Annotated in this window: 17 protein-coding genes; 13 read left to right on the top strand and 4 right to left on the bottom strand. The window is 60.6% G+C overall.

What is annotated here, in order from left to right:
• The 3 genes from FIV05_RS12675 to FIV05_RS12665 are packed head-to-tail and all read left to right on the top strand — an operon-like array spanning window position 1 to window position 5,154.
• The gene (locus tag FIV05_RS12675; RefSeq protein WP_173013831.1) at window positions 1–2,283 is read left to right on the top strand and encodes a cellulose biosynthesis cyclic di-GMP-binding regulatory protein BcsB; all 2,283 of its coding nucleotides are present in this window, start codon (window positions 1–3) and stop codon (window positions 2,281–2,283) included.
• 1 nt (window position 2,284) lies between these two features.
• Entirely contained in the window at window positions 2,285–3,382 is a 1,098-nt protein-coding gene (locus FIV05_RS12670; protein ID WP_152509783.1) for a glycosyl hydrolase family 8, read from the top strand.
• Window positions 3,361–5,154: a hypothetical protein gene (locus tag FIV05_RS12665; protein ID WP_152509782.1), complete on the top strand. Its 1,794-nt coding sequence runs from the start codon at window positions 3,361–3,363 to the stop codon at window positions 5,152–5,154. Before FIV05_RS12670 ends, FIV05_RS12665 begins: the two co-directional genes overlap by 22 nt.
• A gap of 174 nt (window positions 5,155–5,328) precedes the next feature.
• On the opposite strand, the gene hpaR is transcribed toward FIV05_RS12665, so the two are convergent.
• Window positions 5,329–5,781, bottom strand: coding sequence for a homoprotocatechuate degradation operon regulator HpaR (gene hpaR, locus FIV05_RS12660; protein ID WP_152509781.1), 453 nt, complete (start codon window positions 5,779–5,781; stop codon window positions 5,329–5,331).
• Between the two features lie 102 nt (window positions 5,782–5,883).
• Between hpaR and FIV05_RS12655 the strand changes: the two genes are divergently transcribed.
• The 8 genes from FIV05_RS12655 to hpaI are packed head-to-tail and all read left to right on the top strand — an operon-like array spanning window position 5,884 to window position 13,584.
• Entirely contained in the window at window positions 5,884–6,270 is a 387-nt protein-coding gene (locus tag FIV05_RS12655; RefSeq protein ID WP_152509780.1) for a 5-carboxymethyl-2-hydroxymuconate Delta-isomerase, read from the top strand.
• A gap of 3 nt (window positions 6,271–6,273) precedes the next feature.
• The gene (gene hpaE / locus FIV05_RS12650) at window positions 6,274–7,785 is read left to right on the top strand and encodes a 5-carboxymethyl-2-hydroxymuconate semialdehyde dehydrogenase (protein ID WP_152509779.1); all 1,512 of its coding nucleotides are present in this window, start codon (window positions 6,274–6,276) and stop codon (window positions 7,783–7,785) included.
• Between the two features lie 41 nt (window positions 7,786–7,826).
• Entirely contained in the window at window positions 7,827–8,681 is an 855-nt protein-coding gene (gene hpaD, locus FIV05_RS12645) for a 3,4-dihydroxyphenylacetate 2,3-dioxygenase (protein WP_152509778.1), read from the top strand.
• A gap of 20 nt (window positions 8,682–8,701) precedes the next feature.
• On the top strand, window positions 8,702–9,682 hold the full coding sequence (gene hpaD / locus FIV05_RS12640; protein WP_152509777.1) for a 3,4-dihydroxyphenylacetate 2,3-dioxygenase: 981 nt from the start codon (window positions 8,702–8,704) through the stop codon (window positions 9,680–9,682).
• Window positions 9,683–9,711: 29 nt separating this feature from the next.
• A complete protein-coding gene (locus tag FIV05_RS12635; protein WP_152509776.1) occupies window positions 9,712–11,130 on the top strand; it encodes a pyridoxal-dependent decarboxylase in 1,419 nt (472 codons plus the stop codon).
• Complete coding sequence (locus FIV05_RS12630) at window positions 11,127–11,981, top strand: fumarylacetoacetate hydrolase family protein (RefSeq protein WP_152509775.1); 855 nt, start codon at window positions 11,127–11,129, stop codon at window positions 11,979–11,981. Before FIV05_RS12635 ends, FIV05_RS12630 begins: the two co-directional genes overlap by 4 nt.
• Window positions 11,978–12,784 carry a 2-oxo-hept-4-ene-1,7-dioate hydratase gene (hpaH, locus tag FIV05_RS12625; RefSeq protein WP_209009965.1) on the top strand — a complete coding sequence of 269 codons (807 nt, stop codon included), beginning with the start codon at window positions 11,978–11,980 and terminating at the stop codon, window positions 12,782–12,784. Before FIV05_RS12630 ends, hpaH begins: the two co-directional genes overlap by 4 nt.
• An 11-nt stretch (window positions 12,785–12,795) precedes the next feature.
• On the top strand, window positions 12,796–13,584 hold the full coding sequence (gene hpaI, locus FIV05_RS12620; RefSeq protein WP_152509774.1) for a 4-hydroxy-2-oxoheptanedioate aldolase: 789 nt from the start codon (window positions 12,796–12,798) through the stop codon (window positions 13,582–13,584).
• 396 nt (window positions 13,585–13,980) lie between these two features.
• Here hpaI and FIV05_RS12615 read toward each other — a convergent pair whose 3' ends face one another.
• The 3 genes from FIV05_RS12615 to FIV05_RS12605 all read right to left on the bottom strand — a co-directional run bounded on the left by FIV05_RS12615 (window position 13,981) and on the right by FIV05_RS12605 (window position 16,448).
• Entirely contained in the window at window positions 13,981–14,643 is a 663-nt protein-coding gene (locus FIV05_RS12615) for a L,D-transpeptidase (protein ID WP_152509773.1), read from the bottom strand.
• Window positions 14,644–14,814: 171 nt separating this feature from the next.
• Window positions 14,815–15,753, bottom strand: coding sequence for a sugar kinase (locus FIV05_RS12610; RefSeq protein ID WP_209009964.1), 939 nt, complete (start codon window positions 15,751–15,753; stop codon window positions 14,815–14,817).
• 2 nt (window positions 15,754–15,755) lie between these two features.
• Window positions 15,756–16,448, bottom strand: coding sequence for a GntR family transcriptional regulator (locus FIV05_RS12605; protein ID WP_055656081.1), 693 nt, complete (start codon window positions 16,446–16,448; stop codon window positions 15,756–15,758).
• Window positions 16,449–16,540: 92 nt separating this feature from the next.
• On the opposite strand from FIV05_RS12605, the gene uxaC reads away from it, so the two are divergent.
• Both uxaC and FIV05_RS12595 read left to right on the top strand, forming a co-directional pair.
• The gene (uxaC, locus tag FIV05_RS12600; RefSeq protein WP_152509771.1) at window positions 16,541–17,983 is read left to right on the top strand and encodes a glucuronate isomerase; all 1,443 of its coding nucleotides are present in this window, start codon (window positions 16,541–16,543) and stop codon (window positions 17,981–17,983) included.
• Window positions 17,984–18,006: 23 nt separating this feature from the next.
• Window positions 18,007–18,987, top strand: coding sequence for a TRAP transporter substrate-binding protein (locus FIV05_RS12595; protein WP_023003254.1), 981 nt, complete (start codon window positions 18,007–18,009; stop codon window positions 18,985–18,987).
• The last annotated feature ends 138 nt before the right edge of the window (window positions 18,988–19,125 follow it).

Genomic DNA, 19,125 nt, shown 5'->3' with positions numbered 1-19,125 from the left:
ATGAAAACTCTGTATCACCTCAAAGCCGCAACCTGCCTCAAGGCAGCGCTTGTCGCCTCAACCTTGATTGCTCTGCCTGTTTCGGCAGTTGCCCAGCAGCTCGACGTATCGGTGCTCGACACCAAGACCGAAGACCGCAGCACCATCCGCCGCCTGACGGCAACCGCCGACCAGCTCCGGATGGAAGGCGAACAGGCAGAAATCCGGCTTGCCGTCTACGCTCCGCGGGACGAGGTCCTTCTCTATCGCAAGCTTCAGGTGGACTACCTGACCGCGGTCTCGACCGCCCCGGAACATTCCAGCATGAGCATCATGGTCAACGGTCAGCCCGTTGGCGACATTGAACTCAACGCAGGCGCTCAAAGCTCCATGCGCAGCTTCGATCTCCCTCCCGGACTGATGGTCGAGGGGTTCAACGAAATCCGGTTTGTCGCGAAACACAAGCACCGCGTGGACTGCACGATCCCCGCCACCTATGAACTGTGGACGGTGCTGAACCCGGCAAACACGGGTATCGTGTTCGATCCGGGCCCGGACAACTCACCGAAACTGTCGGCCAGCCTTGAACTCCTGCGCGCGGTCCCGAACGACAAGAGCGGCGCCACCAACATGCGCCTGCTGCAACTGGGCACGGCGAGCGCCGGAAATCTGGACCGGGCCCTGGCAGTTGCACAGACTGTCGCGGCATTCGGGAAATACCATAACCCGGACATTCAGATCAGGAACGAGCCTGGCAACGATGCCGGCCTGGATATCATTGTCGGCACTCGGGCCGAGCTTTCGCACGCAGGCTTTGCCGTTGGCGACACGGGCTCGGAAATCCCCGGCCTTGCTATCGTCCACCGGCCGGATACGGGCAGGGTTTCCCTGTTTCTCGCGGCAGAGAACCGCCCGGCTTTGGACAAGTCCATCGAGGCCTTCAAACAGGCCCTGCAGGCCAAGCCGATGCTGGGAAGCCGCCGGGGCATTGCCGCCTTCGAAAACAAGTTCGGTTACGAGATCGAACCCGGCGAAACGGTTTCCCTGGCAAAGATCGGCGTCAGCAGCAAACGCTTCGACGGCCGGCTTCTCCGGCAGGACTTCTCGATCCGCCTGCCGGACGACTATTTCGTCGGAGACTATGGCAAGGCCAAACTCAGCCTGAACATCGATGCGCTGGCAAACCTGTCCAATGCCAACCGGCTGCAGGTCTTCGCCAATGGTGCCGCACTTGCGTCTGCGGAATTGACGCGTGAGGGCATTTCTTCCCGCAATCCACTCGATATCCCGCTTGGCGGCTTCTCGCCCGGCTTCAACGACCTGCGCATCGAAGTGTCTTCCCTGACAGAAGATGATGCCACCTGCGATGTCGCGACCGGCCTCAACGGCGACCGGCTGTCGCTTGATGCGGACACGTCGACGATCGAGTTCGATGCACTTGCCAGAATGCGCGTGACACCGAGCCTGTCTCCTTCCGACCTTTTGCCGAAAAATCCTGCAGAAAACCGGCCGACCACCATTCAGGTGCTTGCCGACGACCCGAAGAGCCTGGAGGCCGCTGCACAGCTTGCCGTGGCAACGGCAGCAATCACACAGCAGGTCCGGCCGATCGCCATCACGACGGCCTCCGCCTCGGTCGGCAATCAGCCGGGGCTGATTGTTGCTCCGGTCAATCGCCTGTCGGGCATGGCCAAGGAAGCCTATCTGGACACGCTCGATCCGGAAAGAACGCAAGGCTCGCGCAGTCAGGTGGGTCGCTTTTTCGGGCTGAAGTCTGTTGACGAAAACGACACCAGCCTGATGGCAAGCATCCAGCGATATGCCGGCTCCGCCTGGCGCAGCGTCGGTTTCAAGCTCAATTCCGAAGTTCCGTCCGACCGCAGCTTCGCGCTGCAGGGCAACAGCATCCTGATCGCACAGCGCACCAAGACGCTGACGTCCAAGGAAAGCTGGGTTGCCTTCATGGGAGCCCCGGTCAAGCAGGACACCTGGACCGTCGTGACCGGCCTGACGAGTGACGACATCAAGGCCAGCACGGAAACGATGCTGCGCGAAGGCAGGCTTGCCTGGCTCACCGGCGACACGTCGCTCTATAACGCGACCACCAACCGGTTTGCGTCCGAACGCCTGTCCGATCCGAACTACTTTGCCTCGCTGGCAAACCCGTCCGAGTTCAGGAACAGCCGGCTCGTCGTGGCAGGATTGGTCTCGCACAACATGCTCGACTTCGTCGTCTTCATGCTGGCGTTCTGCCTGATCCTCGGCTTCAGCTACTACGTCTCCCTCAAACGGTCCGGACGCTGACATGCTGAGGCTTTGCATGACAACCGGCATGGCACTTTTCCTGTCGCTCGCCCCCGCCAAAGCCGAACCGGTGTTCGGTGCCAGCGCGCGCAGCAAGGAAGCCGTGTCGCTCTGGCTGGGGTCGGCGTGGCGGGACTATACGAGCCGCCACATGACCCCGGAAGGAGCCGTCATCGACGATGCCAATGAAGGCATCAGTCACAGTGAAGGCCAGGGCTACGGCATGGTTCTGGCCGTCGCGGTGGATGACCGCGAGACCTTCAAGCTGATCCGCGACTACACCTACGAGAACCTGCAGGTGCGCAAGGATCAACTGTTTGCCTGGAAGGTGCTGCACACGCCGGAAGGTCCCAATGTCGCCGACACCAACAACGCGACGGACGGGGACCTGCTGATCGCCTGGGCGCTGATCGAGGCCTACAAGAGCTGGGGAGACCCTGAAGACCTTGCCTCGGCAAAGGTCGTTCTGGCGGATATCGCGGCAACGCTCCTTCAGCAAACCGCCCTCGGACCGGTTCTTGTTCCCGGCAGTGAAGGGTTCGTCTCCGGCGATCATCAGACCGTCACGGTCAACCCGTCCTACTGGGTCTATCCGGCCCTGGAAACCATTGCCGAATTCGATACGTCCGCGAACTGGGGCGAGGTTGCGGTTGTCGGAGAGGACGTCCTGGACCTTTCCCAGAGAGCTCCAAGCTACCTGCCGCCGGATTGGGTCGATATCGGCGGCCTCAAGCTGGTGCCTTCGGAAAAGTTCACACCTGAATTCGGTTACAATGCCATCCGGGTTCCGCTCTATCTTGCGCTTTCCAGAAATGCCCTGCGCGTGAAAAAGGCGGCGGACTTTTCAACGCTACGCGGCTTTGCCGATCCCCGCGGCCCTTCGGTCACGCAGATCGTCACGGGCGAGCCGAAGAGTGTCATGGGCGGTATCGGTTTTCGCGCAATTGCCGCCCTGACCAGATGCATGGACAAGGCCGAGCCATTCCCGTCCGAACTGCTGCAGATCGGCACCGACGACTATTACTCCACGACACTTCAGATCTTCACGATTCTCGCAATTGCAGAGAGGTATCCGCAATGTCTTTCACCAGAATGGTAATTGCCTCCTTCGCGCTGGCGTTTGCGACCAACGGTTCCCTGGCACAGTCCGCTCCGTGGGAAGCCGCGCCGCAACAACAACTGCCCAGTGGCTCTCCGTTTGTCCTGCAGGCACCTGAAACCGGTGTATTGCCGGTGCAGCAGGCCAATGTTTCGCCTTTCGCGCTTTCGGTCACCCAGCCGGGAGCCGCACAGTCCGCGGCCCCGGCAGCCCCCGCGGCTGCCAAGGTCGATGAAACGGCCCTGCGCTACTACGCACAAAACGGCGAGATCGGCCGTGTGTCTGCGGAAATCAAGCGGCTGAAGTCTCTTCATCCGGACTGGCAACCGCCGGAAAACATCTACGACCGCAACCGGATCGAGGTGAACGAACAGCCGCTCTGGGATCTCTTCGCCACCGGCCGGACCCAGGAACTCTACGCCAAGATCCGGGAATATATAAATCTTTACCCCGGCTATGAGCCTTCAGCCGAATTGCGCCGACAGATCATCAATGCCGAAGCGCGAAAGACCCTCGTTCAGGCGTCCGAACTGGGCAACGCCCAGGAGGTCATCAAGATCGCGGTGAAGAACACCGATCTTCTGACCTGTCAGGAAATCGATATTATCTGGCGGACAGCCAGGGCCCTCAACGAGACCGGTCAGGACGTCAAGGCGCTCGAAGCCTACAAGTACATCCTTGCCAACTGCGCCAATGAGGACGAGCGCAAGGCCACCGTGCAAAAGGCTGCCGAAGTGCTGCCACGCAACGCGGTGGAGCAGCTTGTCTCCTACGGCAGAACCGGACTGGACGGTCGCTCGGAGTTCAACGAAATCTACCTGGACCTGTTGCGTGGTGAAGTTGGCGAAGGCGCCACCGATCCCGCCATGCTGGTCGATAAGTCGGATCTGGACGCACTCGCCAATTCGGCCGCAAAACTCCAGAACCCGAACGATGCCGAACTTCTTGGCTGGTATTACTACTCCCGCGAAGAGTTCAAGACCGCCACCAAATGGTTCCAGACAGCCTACAAGCTTCGCCCATCGCCAAAGGCCATCGAAGGCATGGTTGTTTCCATGAAGGAAGATGGCGAATACGAGGAAGCCGAGGAACTTGCCTACAAGAACCGGCGCAAGGATCCGCTCATCCTCAAGGCATATCTGGAAGTCGTTTCGATCCAGCTTCTGGAAGGCTATGGCACCGAGATGGATTTCAAGCGCCTGTCGAGATTTGCGAACGTCGTCCAGGATGCGCAATCGCCGATTGCCGCCCAGGTGTTCGGCTGGCACTTCTACAACATGCTTGAACTCGATGAAGCTGAAATCTGGTTTGCCAAGTCGATGGAGTTCCAGCCAAACGAATCCGCGGCCGTCGGCCAGATCGTGGTTGCTCAGCGCAAGAAGCAGAAAGCCCGCGAACGACAGTTGATCGCGCAATGGTCAACCAAGTTCCCTGCGATCAAGACCCTCGGTGGCGCACAGCTTGCATCCGCGTCCGAAGTTCGCAGCCGCTCCTCGGGCGGATCGCGCTCCTCCGGGTCTTCCTACCTGCGCTCTGCCGAACAGGAGATCAGCACCGGAGATTACGCAGGCGCTCTGCCGTACCTTGAAAGAAACGCAATGAGCGGGCGCGAAAGCCGCAAGGCAAAACTGCTTCGGGCCTGGGCGCTGTATCACACGGGCCGGTCGAAAGAGGCGCACAAGCTCTTCGCGGAAGCCGACAAGGCGGGATCCACGACCGAAACCCGGCAGGGCAAGTGGTTCTCCGAAAAGAAGATGTACCGCTACAACTAAAGCAATTGGTCTCTTCCCGCACGAGACCAGAAGCCCGGGCTCCTTTCCAGCTACACAGGCTGAAGGGGCCCGGGCCGTTTCCGGCCAATAGCCTGCATCCGGTGCCGAGCCTTCAGCGCGAAAACCGGCCTCAATCCCAAATCCGGCCCAGCCCCAGACTTAGTCACAAGCCTCTTACAGCTTCTGGAAATCCTCCAGAATGTCGAGCAGCTGTGCCAGTTTCTCCTTGCCGATGACCTCTTCTATGCGCGCTGCGATTGCCTTGGCGTCATCGAGCTTCTCCTCGATGATTGCCTGTCCGGCCGGCGTAATCGCCACCGTTTGCTTGCGCCTGTCCTTCTCGTCCGCCTGGCGGGTCACCAACCCCTTTTCCAGAAGCGTCTGAACGATACGGGTCTGACTGGGCAACAGCAGGCAGGCGCGGTCGGCCAGGGTCGAGGCATCCTGGGGACCGAATTCTTCCAGTACCCGCAGGATGCGCCACTGCTGTTCGGTGATGCCGCAGTCGGAGAGCATCTCGCGGATCGGGCCCATGACCTTCTCGCGCGCCCGGATCAGCGCAATCGGGATGGAGCGTCTTGTGGACGGCAGCGCCGGGCCGTCAGCGGGTTCAGTGTCGTCGATCATGCAAGGTCCATAGCGAATTGGCAGATTATTAGACACAAAAAGTTTGACAGTTTTGATCTCATATATTTAACATAGCAAATATTGCACTGTTAAGGAAATCTCGTGCCGCACATATCGCTGGAATATTCCGCCAATCTGGAACAGCGGGCCGACATAAAGGCCCTGTGCGAGCATCTGCGTGCGCAGGCCGCGACCATCGATGCCCTTCCCATGCCCGGTCTGCGGGTGCGGGCCATCCGGTGCGACCACTATGCGATCGCCGACGGCGACCCGAAACATGCCTTCATCGACATTTCCGTACGCCTTCGCGCCGGACGGCCGGACGACGTCAAGCGCAATGCAGCGGAGCGTCTGTTCAATGCCGCAAAGGCTTTCCTGGAACCGGTCCTGGCCACCAGTTCGCTCGCGCTATCGCTAGAGATGCGCGACATCGACCCGGACCTTTCGCCCAAGACGGGCACCATTCGCGACCATTTGGGGACTGTCTGACCCATGTCTGACCTTCAGAACAACATCGAAAAACTTGAGACCTACCTCGCAAGGTTCCGGGAGACCGGCGTGCTGAACCAGATCGGCGGCAAGGCCTGCCCCGCAGCCTCCGGCGCGACATTCGAAACGACCTCCCCGGTGGACGACAGCCTGATCTGCAAGGTTGCCAGGGGGGATGCTGCCGATATCGATGCTGCGGCCAGGGCCGCCAAGGAGGCCTTTCCTGCATGGCGCGATTTGGCCGCGACGGAGCGCAAGAAAATCCTTCACAAGATTGCCGACGGCATTGTCGCCCGCGCCGAAGAAATCGCCTTTTGCGAATGCTGGGATACCGGTCAGGCCCTGCGCTTCATGTCGAAGGCTGCTCTGCGCGGCGCCGAGAACTTCCGCTTCTTCGCTGACAAGGCGCCAAGTGCCCGCGACGGCCAGGCCCTGCCTTCGCCGACCCTCATGAACGTCACGACGCGTCTTCCGATCGGACCAGTCGGCGTGATCACGCCCTGGAACACGCCTTTCATGCTGTCGACCTGGAAGATTGCGCCGGCGCTCGCTGCAGGCTGCACCGTGGTCCACAAGCCGGCGGAGTTTTCTCCAGTCACCGCACGCATCCTGATGGAAATTGCAGAAGAAGCCGGTCTGCCGAAAGGTGTCTGGAACCTGGTCAACGGCCTCGGCGAAGAAGCCGGCAAGGCCCTGACAGAACATCCTGACATCAAGGCCATCGCCTTCGTCGGTGAGAGCCGCACCGGGTCCATGATCATGCGTCAGGGAGCGGAAACCCTGAAGCGGGTGCATTTCGAGCTCGGTGGCAAGAACCCCGTGATCGTTTTCGACGATGCCGATCTCGACCGGGCGCTGGATGCGGCGATCTTCATGATCTATTCGCTCAACGGAGAGCGCTGCACCTCGTCCTCGCGCCTTCTGGTGCAGGACACGATTGCCGATGAATTCGAGGCAAGGCTCATCGAGCGCGTCAACAACATCAAGGTCGGTCATCCCCTCGATCCAAAGACCGAAATCGGCCCGCTCATCCACAAGACCCATTTCGACAAGGTGACCGGCTACTTCGAAACCGCCCGCCAGGACGGCGCAACGATTGCCGCTGGTGGCAGTCGCGTCGGGACGGAAGGCTGCTTCGTGCGTCCTACCCTCTTCACCGGTGCGAACAACTCCATGAAGATCGCCCAGGAAGAAATCTTCGGCCCGGTCCTGACCTCCATCCGCTTCGGTTCGGAAGAAGAAGCACTTCAGATCGCCAATGACATTCCCTACGGCCTGACCGGCTACGTCTGGACCAACGACCTGACAAGGGCTCTGAGGTTCACCAACAGTCTGGAAGCGGGCATGATCTGGGTGAACTCGGAAAACGTCCGCCACCTGCCCACCCCATTCGGCGGCGTCAAGGCCAGCGGCATCGGCCGCGACGGCGGCGACTGGTCGTTCGAATTCTACATGGAGCAGAAACACATCGGCTTTGCGACCGGCCAGCACGCCATCCCGCGCCTTGGTGCGTGAGGAATGTGAACGACATAAGATCGCAGTAACGGGAGGAGACTATGGGAGAAATCGTTCTCGCGGCCAAGGTCACGCATGTGCCGACCATGCTGATGTCGGAACAGCCCGGACCTGTGGAGGGCAAGCGTCAGCCGGCCATCAACGGTCATTACGAAATCGCGCGCCGGGCAAAAGCGCTTGGCGCGACGACGGCGATCGTCTGCGACACGCATTGGGTGATCAACGCAGGCTTTCACATCAATGCCAACAAGCGGTTCGAGGGCCTGTTCACCTCGAACGAATTTCCGCATTTCATCCAGAACCTGCCTTATGCCTACGAGGGCAACCCGGAGATGGGCGATGCCATCGCAAGAGAGGCAACCGAGCGCGGCGCTTTCACGCTCGCCCATCATCTCGACAGCCTGGAACTTGAATACGGCACGCTGGTGCCGATGCGGTTCATGAGCCGGGAACACGACATGAAGGTCGTGTCGGTCGCCGCCTGGTGCACGGTGCACGGCCATGACGAGAGCCGTATCGTCGGCGAGGCGATCCGGGCGGCAGTCGAAGCCAGTGACGAGAAGGTGCTGCTGCTTGCGTCGGGATCCCTGTCTCACAAGATCTGGGCCAACAAGGACTATGCCGCCAACAACGGCACTTTCACCATCTCGTCCGAGTTCAACCGGCAGGTCGATCTGCATGTCCTCGACATGTGGCGGAGGGGCGATCATGCCACCTTCCTGAAGATGCTGCCGGAATATGCCGACCATTGTTGCGGCGAAGGCTCCATGCACGACACCGCCATGCTCTACGGCGCGCTCGGCTGGGACAGCTACACCGCCGAATGCGAGGTCGTGACCGACTATTTCCCCAGTTCCGGTACCGGACAGACCAACGTCATCTTCCCGGTCCAATAGGTTTATCGCAGGAGCCTTCCATGCCCATTCCGGCCCCCAATCTCTATCCACCCTTCAACATCATCCGGCTCAGCCATGTGGAACTGGGCGTCAAGGATCTGGCCAAGAGCCGGGCCTTCTATGTCGACACGCTCGGCCTTCAGGTCACGGACGAATCCGATGAGGCGATCTATCTGCGCGCCATGGAAGAACGCGGCCACCATTGCCTTGTCCTGCGCAAATCGGCGGACGCCGCTGCCCGTGATCTCGGCTTCAAGGTGTTCGACGAGGAAAACCTCGACAAGGCCGCGCATTTCTTCAAGGGCAAGGGATTGCCGGTCGACTGGGTCGAGCGGCCCTATCAGTCGCGCACATTCCGGACCCGCGATCCGCACGGCATTCCGCTGGAGTTCTACGCCAAGATGGACCGCCTGCCGCCGATCCATCAGAAATACGCGCTCTACAAGGGCGTAAAGCCGCTCCGCATCGACCACTTCAACTGCTTCTCGCCGGACGTCGATGCCTCCGTTGCCTTCTACAACGAGCTTGGCTTCCGGGTGACCGAATATACAGAAGACGAGGCAACCGGCCGTCTGTGGGCCGCCTGGACCCACCGCAAGGGCGGTGTCCACGACATTGCCTTCACCAACGGCAAGGGCCCGCGCCTCCACCACACGGCATTCTGGGTGCCGACCCCGCTCAATATCATCGACCTGCTCGACCTGATGGCAACCACTGGCTGGGTATCCAATATCGAGCGCGGCCCGGGCCGACACGGCATTTCCAACGCCTTCTTTCTCTATATTCGAGACCCGGACGGCCACCGGATCGAGATCTACTGCTCGGACTACCAGACGGTCGATCCGGATCTGGAACCGATCAGGTGGGACCTGAAGGATCCGCAGCGGCAGACCCTTTGGGGCGCGCCGGCTCCCAAGAGCTGGTTCGAGGAAGGATCCCTGTTCGAAGGAACCGAAGTTCAGGCCCCCAGCCTTGCCGCACAACCGATTGTTGCGCCATAGGTGAAACAGACAACGGTTGGAAGAATGCGATGAACTGGACTGACTTTGCCGGCTGGGGCCGGAGGGTGGCCGACTGGGCCGCAGACTATCACCAGACCCTGCGGCAGCGGCCTGTCCGCGCCCAGGTGAAGCCGGGTGAAATCCTCAACGCCCTCCCCGAGGCACCTCCCGAACTTGCCGAGGAGATGGAGAAGATCTTCGAGGACTTCGAGAAGATCGTTCTGCCGGGCATGACCCATTGGCAGCACCCGCGCTTCTTTGCCTATTTCCCCGCCAATGCATCTCCACCGTCAATGCTGGCGGAATATCTCGTTACCGCCATGGCGGCGCAGTGCATGCTGTGGCAGACCTCTCCGGCGGCAACCGAGATGGAAACCAGGATGATGGACTGGCTGCGCCAGGCCGTCGGTCTGCCCGGGTCCTTTACCGGAGTGATCCAGGACAGCGCCTCCACCGCAACTCTCGCCGCCGTCCTGACCATGCGCGAGCGCGCCCTTTCCTGGGATGGCAACAAGGCCGGCCTCAGCGGGCAACCGCGCCTGCGGGTCTATTCCTCCAACGAGGTCCACACCTCCATCGACAGGGCCATCTGGATCTCCGGCATCGGCCAGGACAATCTGGTGCGTATCCCGGTAAACGGTCCGCGCCGGTCCATGGATCCGCAGGCCCTGCGCGCAGCCATCGAAGCCGATCTTGCGGCAGGTTTCCGGCCGGCCGGCATCATCGCCTGTACCGGCGGCACCGGCGTTGGTGCGTCGGATGATGTTGGAGCGGTCGTCACCGTCTCAAAGGACTTCGGTCTCTATGTGCATCTTGATGCGGCCTGGGCAGGTGCGGCGATGATCGTCCCCGAGTACCGCGAGCTCTGGGAAGGCGTCGACGGCGTCGATTCCATGGTCTTCAACCCGCACAAATGGCTTGGTGCCCAGTTCGATTGTTCCGCCCATTTCGTCCGCGATCCGGAAGACCTTGTGCGCACTTTGGCGATCCGGCCGGAATATCTGAAAACCCACGGCCACGACGGGATCGTCAATTATTCCGAATGGTCCGTTCCACTCGGCCGCCGTTTCCGGGCGTTGAAGCTCTGGTTCCTCATGCGCTCCTACGGTTTGGAAGGCCTGCGAGGGCGTCTGCGCAACCATGTCGACTGGTCGGCCGCTCTTGCCGAGCGTTTGCGCGCAGAACCGGATTTCGAAATCACCTCCGAGCCCATCCTTTCCCTGTTCAGCTTTCGCTTTGCCCCTGAAGGTGCAAGGGACCTCGACACGCTCAACCAGCGCCTCGTCGATACCATCAACGACGATGGCCGGATCTACCTGACCCAGACCCTGCTGGATGGTGCCAAGGTCGTCCGTTTCCAGGTCGGGCAGTTCGACTGCACACAGGAAGACGTCGCCTTTGCCTTCGACGTCATTACCGAAATTGCCAGAAACATGGAGACCGCATGACCCGGCTCGCAACCTACAGCGCCGACGGACAGGAATTTTACGGAGCCGTCACGGATACCGGCATGATTGCCCTGTCGCCGGACTTTCCGCAGTGGCCCACGCTTTACGACGCCATCCGCGCCGGCGGTCTGCAGGACCTTGTCACTGCCGCAAAGGACAAGCCGGTTACGCATTCCGAGTTCGCATATGAAATGGTGCTGCCGAACGCGCCGCGGATCCTGTGTGTCGGCGTCAACTTTCCCGACCGCAATGCGGAGTACAAGGACGGCAGCACTCAACCGAAATACATGTCCTTGTTCCCGCGGTTTGCCAGCGGGTTCACCGGCCACGACAGGCCGCTGATCCGGCCGCCCGAAAACCACACGCTCGATTACGAGGGCGAAGTGGCCATCGTCATCGGCAAGACCGGCAGGCGCATCAAGGCGGAAGATGCCTACGACCATATCTGCGCCCTGACCCTGTGCAACGAAGGCACCATCCGCGACTGGGTCCGGCACGCGAAATTCAACGTCACCCAGGGCAAGAACTGGGACCGCTCCGGTTCTATCGGCCCCTGGCTCGTGCCTTTCGAAAAGGCCGAGCAACTGGATGAGGCCCGCATTCAGACCCGCGTCAACGGAGAGCTGCGCCAGGATGACTACCTGAAGCGCATGACATTCCCGATCCGTGAGGAAATCGCCTACATCTCGACTTTCATGACACTTCAGCCCGGCGACATCATCGTCACCGGCACGCCGACAGGTGCCGGCGCCCGGTTCGACCCTCCCCGCTATCTTAAACCCGGTGACGTGGTCGAGATCGAGGTCGATGGCATCGGCATCTTGCGGAACGGGGTGGAGGACGAAAAATGAGCCTGAGCGAAGCAGACATCTCCAAAGCCGCAAATGATCTCCTGAACGCGGAAAAGACGCTCGAGCAGATCGGTCTTCTCACCCTGCGCCATCCGAACCTCGACATGGACGGGGCCTATGCAATCCAGAAAGAACTTGCCCGGGCGAAGCTTGCCGAAGGCCGCAAGACCATCGGCTGGAAGATCGGCCTGACGTCGAAAGCCATGCAGGACGCGCTCAAGATCGACATTCCGGACAGTGGTGTCCTCTTCGACGACATGCTGTTTGAAACCGGAGCCACTGTCTCCAGGGGTCGGTTCATCCAGCCGCGCATCGAAGCGGAAATTGCCTTTGTCATGAAGGCCTCTCTCGGTGGCGCCAACGTCACGCGCGAGGATGTACTTGTGGCGACGGATCACGTGTGCCCGAGCCTGGAGATTCTCGATACACGCATCCAGCGCGTCGATCCGGAGACGGGACAGGCTCGCAAGATCTTCGACACCATCGCCGATAACGCCGCCAATGCCGGCCTGGTTCTGGGCAACGAAAAGCATGATCCCGGCGCATTCGACCTGCGTTGGGCCGGCGCCATCGTCACCAGGAACGGTGAAGTGGAGGAGACCGGTCTTGGTGCGGGCGTCCTCAACGATCCGGTCGAGAGCGTCGTTTGGCTGGCGCGCCGCATGGCCGATTACGGACAGACAATCGAAGCCGGACAGATTATTCTGTCCGGATCCTTCATCCGGCCGGTGGAATGCCCGTCCGGTTCGAAGGTCCACGCCGACTTCGGCCCGTTCGGGTCTGTATCCTGCTCCTTCGCCTAATAGGGAATACCATGCCAGCGCCTCAAAACGCCTTCAAAGCCGCCTTGAATTCCGGTCAGCCGCAGATGGGCTGCTGGGTCGGGCTTGCCGATGCCTACACGGCGGAGATTACCGCGAGTGCCGGCTTCGACTGGCTGTTGATCGATTGCGAACACGCGCCCAACGACCTCAGATCCATGATGGCGCAGCTGAAAGTGGTCGAGGCCTCCACCAGCAAGCCGGTCGTGCGGGTACCCATCGGCGAGACCTGGATGATCAAGCAGTTCCTGGATGCCGGTGCGCAATCGCTGCTGGTCCCGATGGTGGAAAGCAAGGCGCAGGCAGAAGAGCTCGTCAGTGCCGTACGTTATCCGCCGGTCGGTGTGCGCGGCGTTGGATCCGCGCTTGCCCGCGCGTCCGGCTTTTCCGCCATTCCCGACTACCTGGCGACTGCCGACGGTGAGATCTGCCTGCTGATTCAGGTGGAAAACCGCGCTGGCCTGGCAGACCTCGACGGCATCCTGTCGGTCGACGGCGTTGATGGTGTCTTCATAGGGCCCTCGGATCTGGCCGCCGATATGGGCCACCTCGGTGACCCGATGCATCCTGAAGTCGTTGCCGCGATCCTCGACGCCATGAAACGCATCAAGGCTGCCGGCAAGGCACCGGGTATCCTGACCACCAATCTGGATTTCGCCCGCACCTGTCTGGAGCTCGGCGCAACCTTCGTTGCCACGTCGATCGACGTCACCCTCTATGCCGCGGCCATCCGCGGCGCTGCCCGGCAGGCAAAAGAGCTTCTTGGATCGGTCGAAGGGTGACACTTGCGGGCACTGCCTCCCCGTAGGGTCCCGTCCATATGCAAAGCGAGGCGGGGCCGGAAAACTGGTAACTCCGGAACAAGGTGCCCATCCTTCGAGACGGGCCGGTTGGCCCTCCTCAGGATGAGGCTGTAGGGCTGTGGATTGAAATGTCCTTGGTCGGCTGGATAACAGACTGTCTGCCTGCACAGAATCCAGATCACCACGCCAGACAGATCACGCTATCGGACTGACCAACCCGGAAAGCTGCTTAACCCAAACTGCCCCCTCATCCTGAGGAAGCGCGAAGCGCTGTCTCGAAGGATGGGCCGCGTGAACGAAAAAGAGCCGCCAGTCCATCTGAGGGGACCTGGCGGCTCTTCAAACATGAGGCCGTCGTGGGATCGTGCCGAAAACCTAGCCCAGCACAACCACCTTGGCGCCGACATCGACGCGGTTGTAGAGATCGATGATGTCCTGATGCCACATGCGGATACAGCCGCTGGAAGCATTGGTACCGATGCTGGAGGGCTGGTTGGTGCTGTGGATGCGGTAGAGCGTATCCTTGTTGCCCTGCCACAGATACAGCCCGCGCGCGCCGATCGGATTGCTCGGACCGCCGTCCTGCCCGTCACGATATTTTGCCAGTTTCGGATCCCGTTCGATCATCTCGTCCGGCGGAAACCATTTCGGCCACTCGCGCTTGAAGCGGATTTCCGCTTCACCGTTCCAGGCAAAGCCGGCGCGACCGACACCGATGCCATAGCGGATGGCACGACCACCGGGCTGGATCAGGTAGAGATACTTGCTACCGGGATCGACAACGATTGTGCCGGATGGATACTTGCTCGGATAGAACACCACCTGGCGCAGATATTTCGGGTCGAACTTCTGATACTGGATCGCCGGTATCGAAAACCCGCCATCGGTTCTGGCGGCATAGGCCGTCGCATAATCCGGTGTCCCGTCAGCCAGCGGGGTCAACCCCGCCTGCACGGTTGAACTCTGCTGGCTCTGGCAGGCTGCCAGCAGCAGGGGTATTGCAGCAACAAATGTGCGTCGGCTCATCGTGGAAGCCATATTCGCGTCCTTTCAGCGGCGTGCTCGAACCGTCAAACTTGCAATAATACGGTTCTGACCGGATCAGAAAATTCTAAAGACACATCACGCGATCCAGGAGCGAAAGCAACATATTTATGGTAAACAGTTGATTAAAATTGGGGCTTTTCTGCCGTTAGGTTACGCAAACAATCAGGCGCTCAACCTGTTGCGGCAGGCAATCAGGTCCATTCTTGTGACAGGCACCAGCGCTCCACGGCTGCCGATCACATGCGCGGCAAGGGCACAGCCCGCACGAACGGCCTCACGCGTTCTTGCCCGTTCCATGTATTCGACCAGGAACGCCGCATTGAAACTGTCGCCTGCTGCCGTCGTGTCGACGACCGTGCTTGCCGGTTCCGGCTGATACTGAAAACTGTCGCCATCGGCCCCGCGCACAAGGATCGGCCCCGCCCCGTTCTTGACCACGACCAGCCTCGCCCCATTGGCGAGATAGCGCGCCGCGGTCGCCGCTTCGTCGGTATCCTTGAAATGGCTGGCTTCATCTTCAAACGACGGCAGCACGATGCCGGCGACGCTGGCCGCCTTCATCGTCCAGCGGCACATTTCGTCACTGGCCGGCCACAGGCGCGGCCGCAGGTTCGGGTCGAAGACGATTTCCGCGCCGCGCCCGGCAGCCGCCTGCAGGGCGGCTAGCAGCCGGTCCCGGGCCGTTTCGGCAAGAATGGCCACGGTGATACCGGAAAAATAGAGCAGGTCCCCTTCCCCGGCTGTCTCCAGTGTTGTGAGATCGTCGGCAAGATGCCGGGCCGCGGACTGCGAGCGCCAGTACTGAAAGCTTCGTTCGCCTTCGCTGAGGAAGATCATGTACATGCCCGGCGCAGCACCTGGCACCGTGGCCATCAGGGGCCTGATTCCTGCAGCTTCGATGAAATCCGTCAGTTGTCCGGAAAGTGCGTCATCGCCGACAGCACTCAGGTACCCGACATCCAGCTTTTCGGTGTCCGTCAGCTGGCGCGCGTACCAGGCCGTGTTGAACGTGTCGCCGGCAAAGCCGACGGCGTAGGTTCCTGACGGTGTCGGTGAAAACTCGACCATGCATTCGCCGATGGCGAGAAACCGCATCGGCATACTCATTCCTCGAAATGGTCCAGGTTCTCGGCGCGGATGCGGCCGAGAATGGTGGCAATCCGGCCCAGGTGTTCGGTCAGCATGGATTCGGCCAGTTTGCCGTCCCGCCTGCGAATGGCCGACATGATACGGAAATGGTCGTCCAGTGCGACTTGCGCGCCGGACGCCAGCGACAGGAACCGCACCCGGTCCATATGCGCTTTCTGCTCGCGGATCAGCGCCCAGACATAGTCGTGGCCCGAGATTTCACAGATCCTCCGGTGAAACGTATCGTCAAGCGTGTGAAACAACTGGCGTTCGTTCGCATCCACCGCCGCCTGCTGCTGTGCAAGCAGCTCGTCCAGATCGTCGATCTGTGCGTCCGTGATCACTTCGATGGCGGCCCGCATGCAGGCAACTTCCAGCGCCGTCCGCACGAACTTGGCCTTCAGCACCGCAACTTCCGAGATCTTGGAGATAACCGTTGCCCGTTGAGGCCGGATCAAAAGGAACCCGAGTTGCGACAGCCGGTAGAAGGCATCGCGCACGGGTTGGCGAGACACGCCGAAGGCCTTGGCCACTTCCGCTTCCGACATGCGCGTGCCCGGCGCCAGGTCCAGTGACAGGATCTGCTGGTGCAATTCCTCGAACACCGTATCTGCGACGGTCGGGATCTTGATCGGCTCGAGCACCTTCAGGGCGCTACTTTCTGACATCAGCGTTGTCTCCGTTGACTCGTCTACTCAACTAGCATATCAGTTTACTAGTAGCAACATCAGCCTGCCCAAAGGCGCCACGGGAGAAACGAATGTCACTGGAAAGAGCGGATGCACCGGATATTTCGGAACAGGGCCTTGACCCGCACCGCCTGTTTCCCGCCGATGCGACCTCGCGCAAGATCGCGACGGAGCTCTATGCCACCGTCAAGGATCTGCCGATCGTCAGCCCGCACGGACACACGGATCCGCGCTGGTATGCCGAAAACGAAGCTTTCCCCGATCCCGCGCAGCTGTTCATCGTTCCCGATCACTACGTCTTCCGCATGCTGTTCTCGCAAGGGATCGACCTCAGCCAACTGGGTGTACCGCGCATCGACGGCGGCTTGAGCGAGACCGACAGCCGCAAGATCTGGCGAACCTTTGCCGAGAACTTTCATCTTTTCCGGGCCACACCTTCACGCATGTGGCTGGAGCATTCCTTCCAGGAAGTCTTCGGCTGGACCAAACGGATCTCCGCCAAAACCGCGGATGAAGCCTACGACCACATTGCCGATTGCCTGAGCCGCCCGGAATTCCGGCCGCGTGCGCTGTTCGAACGCTTCAACATCGAGGTGATCGCAACCACGGAATCACCGCTGGACGACCTGAAATGGCACCGACAGATCCGGGACAGCGGCTGGAAAGGACGGGTCGTCACGGCTTATCGCCCCGATGCGGTTGTCGACCCGGAGTTCGAGGGATTTGGCACCAACGTCGAAAAATTCGGCGAACTCGCCGGTGAAGACACCACAAGCTGGCAGGGTTACCTCAATGCCCACCGGGTGCGCCGGGCCTATTTCAAGTCCTTCGGCGCAACGTCGTCCGATCATGGTCACGCCACCGCACGCACCGAGAACCTGCCGGCTGCGGATGCTGAAGCCCTGTTCCAGAAGGCCCTGAAAGGCAATTGCTCACCAGCGGAAGCCGACGCATTCCGCGGCCATATGCTGACGGAAATGGCACGAATGAGCCTCGAGGACGGGCTGGTTCTGCAGATTCATCCAGGCAGCTACCGCAATCATTCGTCCGGCATCATGGCAGCTCATGGCCGGGACAAGGGTTTCGACATCCCAACCCAGACCAGCTACGTCAAGGCGCTCAAGCCGCTGCTGGACGTGGTCGGTCTGGAAAAGGACCTTTCGATCATTCTCTTCACGCTGGACGAAACGGCCTATTCTCGTGAATTGGCCCCGCTTGCCGGCGTCTATCCGACGCTCAAGCTCGGTCCGGCCTGGTGGTTCTACGACAGCCCGGAAGGCATGCGCCGCTACCGGGAACTGACCACGGAAACCGCGGGTTTCTACAACACAGTCGGTTTCAACGACGACACCCGCGCCTTCTGCTCGATTCCGGCCCGCCACGATGTGGCCCGCCGTGTCGATTGCGCTTACCTCGCATCGCTCGTGACATCCGGGAGGCTGGACGAGGACGAGGCATATGAGGTCGCTCACGACCTCACTTACAGGCTTGCCAAGCAGGCCTATCGGCTCTGACGAGCCAATTTCGGGAGGAGACTATGAAAGTATTGAAGACCCTTGCGGCATCGCTTCTGGCCACCGCCGCGCTCACATCCGCATCGCTTGCATGCGAAGTGACACTGAAATCGTCCGACACCCATCCGGACGGCTATCCGACGGTGGAGGCCGTCAAGCAGATGGGCAAGCTGCTGGAAGAGCGCACTGATGGCCGCATCTGTGTCGAAGTGTTCCATTCCGCGCAGCTTGGCGAGGAAAAGGACACCATCGAACAGACCAAGTTCGGCGTCATCGACCTGAACCGCGTCTCCATGGGCCCGTTCAACAACCTGGTCGAGGAAACCAAGGTTGTCTCACTGCCTTACATCTTCAAGGGCGTCGATCACATGCACACAGTGATGGACGGTCCGATTGGTGACGAGATCCTGGCGGCGTTCGAACCGCACGGCTATGTCGGCCTTGCCTTTTACGACGGCGGCTCGCGCAGCTTCTACAACAAGGTCAAACCGATCAAATCGATTGAAGATCTTGAAGGCATGAAGGTTCGCGTCATGCAGTCCGACATCTTCGTCGACATGATGTCGGCGCTCGGTGCCAACGCGACGCCGATGCCCTATGGCGAAGTCTATTCGTCCATCCAGACCGGCGTTATCGACGGTGCGGAAAACAACTGGCCGTCCTACGAATCTTCCGGTCACTTCGAAGTTGCTGGCTACTACACTCTGGACGAACACCTGATCGTGCCGGAAGTGCTGGTGATGTCGAAGAAGTCCTGGGACAATCTGTCTCCGGAAGACCAGGCAGCCGTCCGCCAGGCTGCAAAGGACTCGGTCCCCTTCATGCGCGAACAGTGGCAGGCCCGCGAAAAGGCGTCTGAAGAAAAAGTCCGCGCTGCCGGTGTCGAAGTCGTCACGGAAATCGACAAGGAGCCGTTCATGGCAGCCATGGACAGCGTCTACGAGAAGCACGTGACCTCCGAAAATCTGAAGGATCTCGTCGCCCGCATCCGCGCGACCGACTGATCTTCGCAAGCCCGCAGCCGGCAAAGCTGTTTCGCGGTCCATCGACCGCGGAACGGCCCGGCTGGCTGCTGGCCGTTTTTCAGGATCCGCCTTGACCCGGTTCCCTGCTTCAGGATCTCGACGTGCAGCCTCATCTCA

The organism is Labrenzia sp. THAF191a (assembly GCF_009363335.1).
Classification (GTDB): Bacteria; Pseudomonadota; Alphaproteobacteria; order Rhizobiales; family Stappiaceae; genus Roseibium; species Roseibium algicola.
Note: the sequence above shows the minus strand (reverse complement) of the source record. Positions and strands in the feature narration are given on the sequence as shown.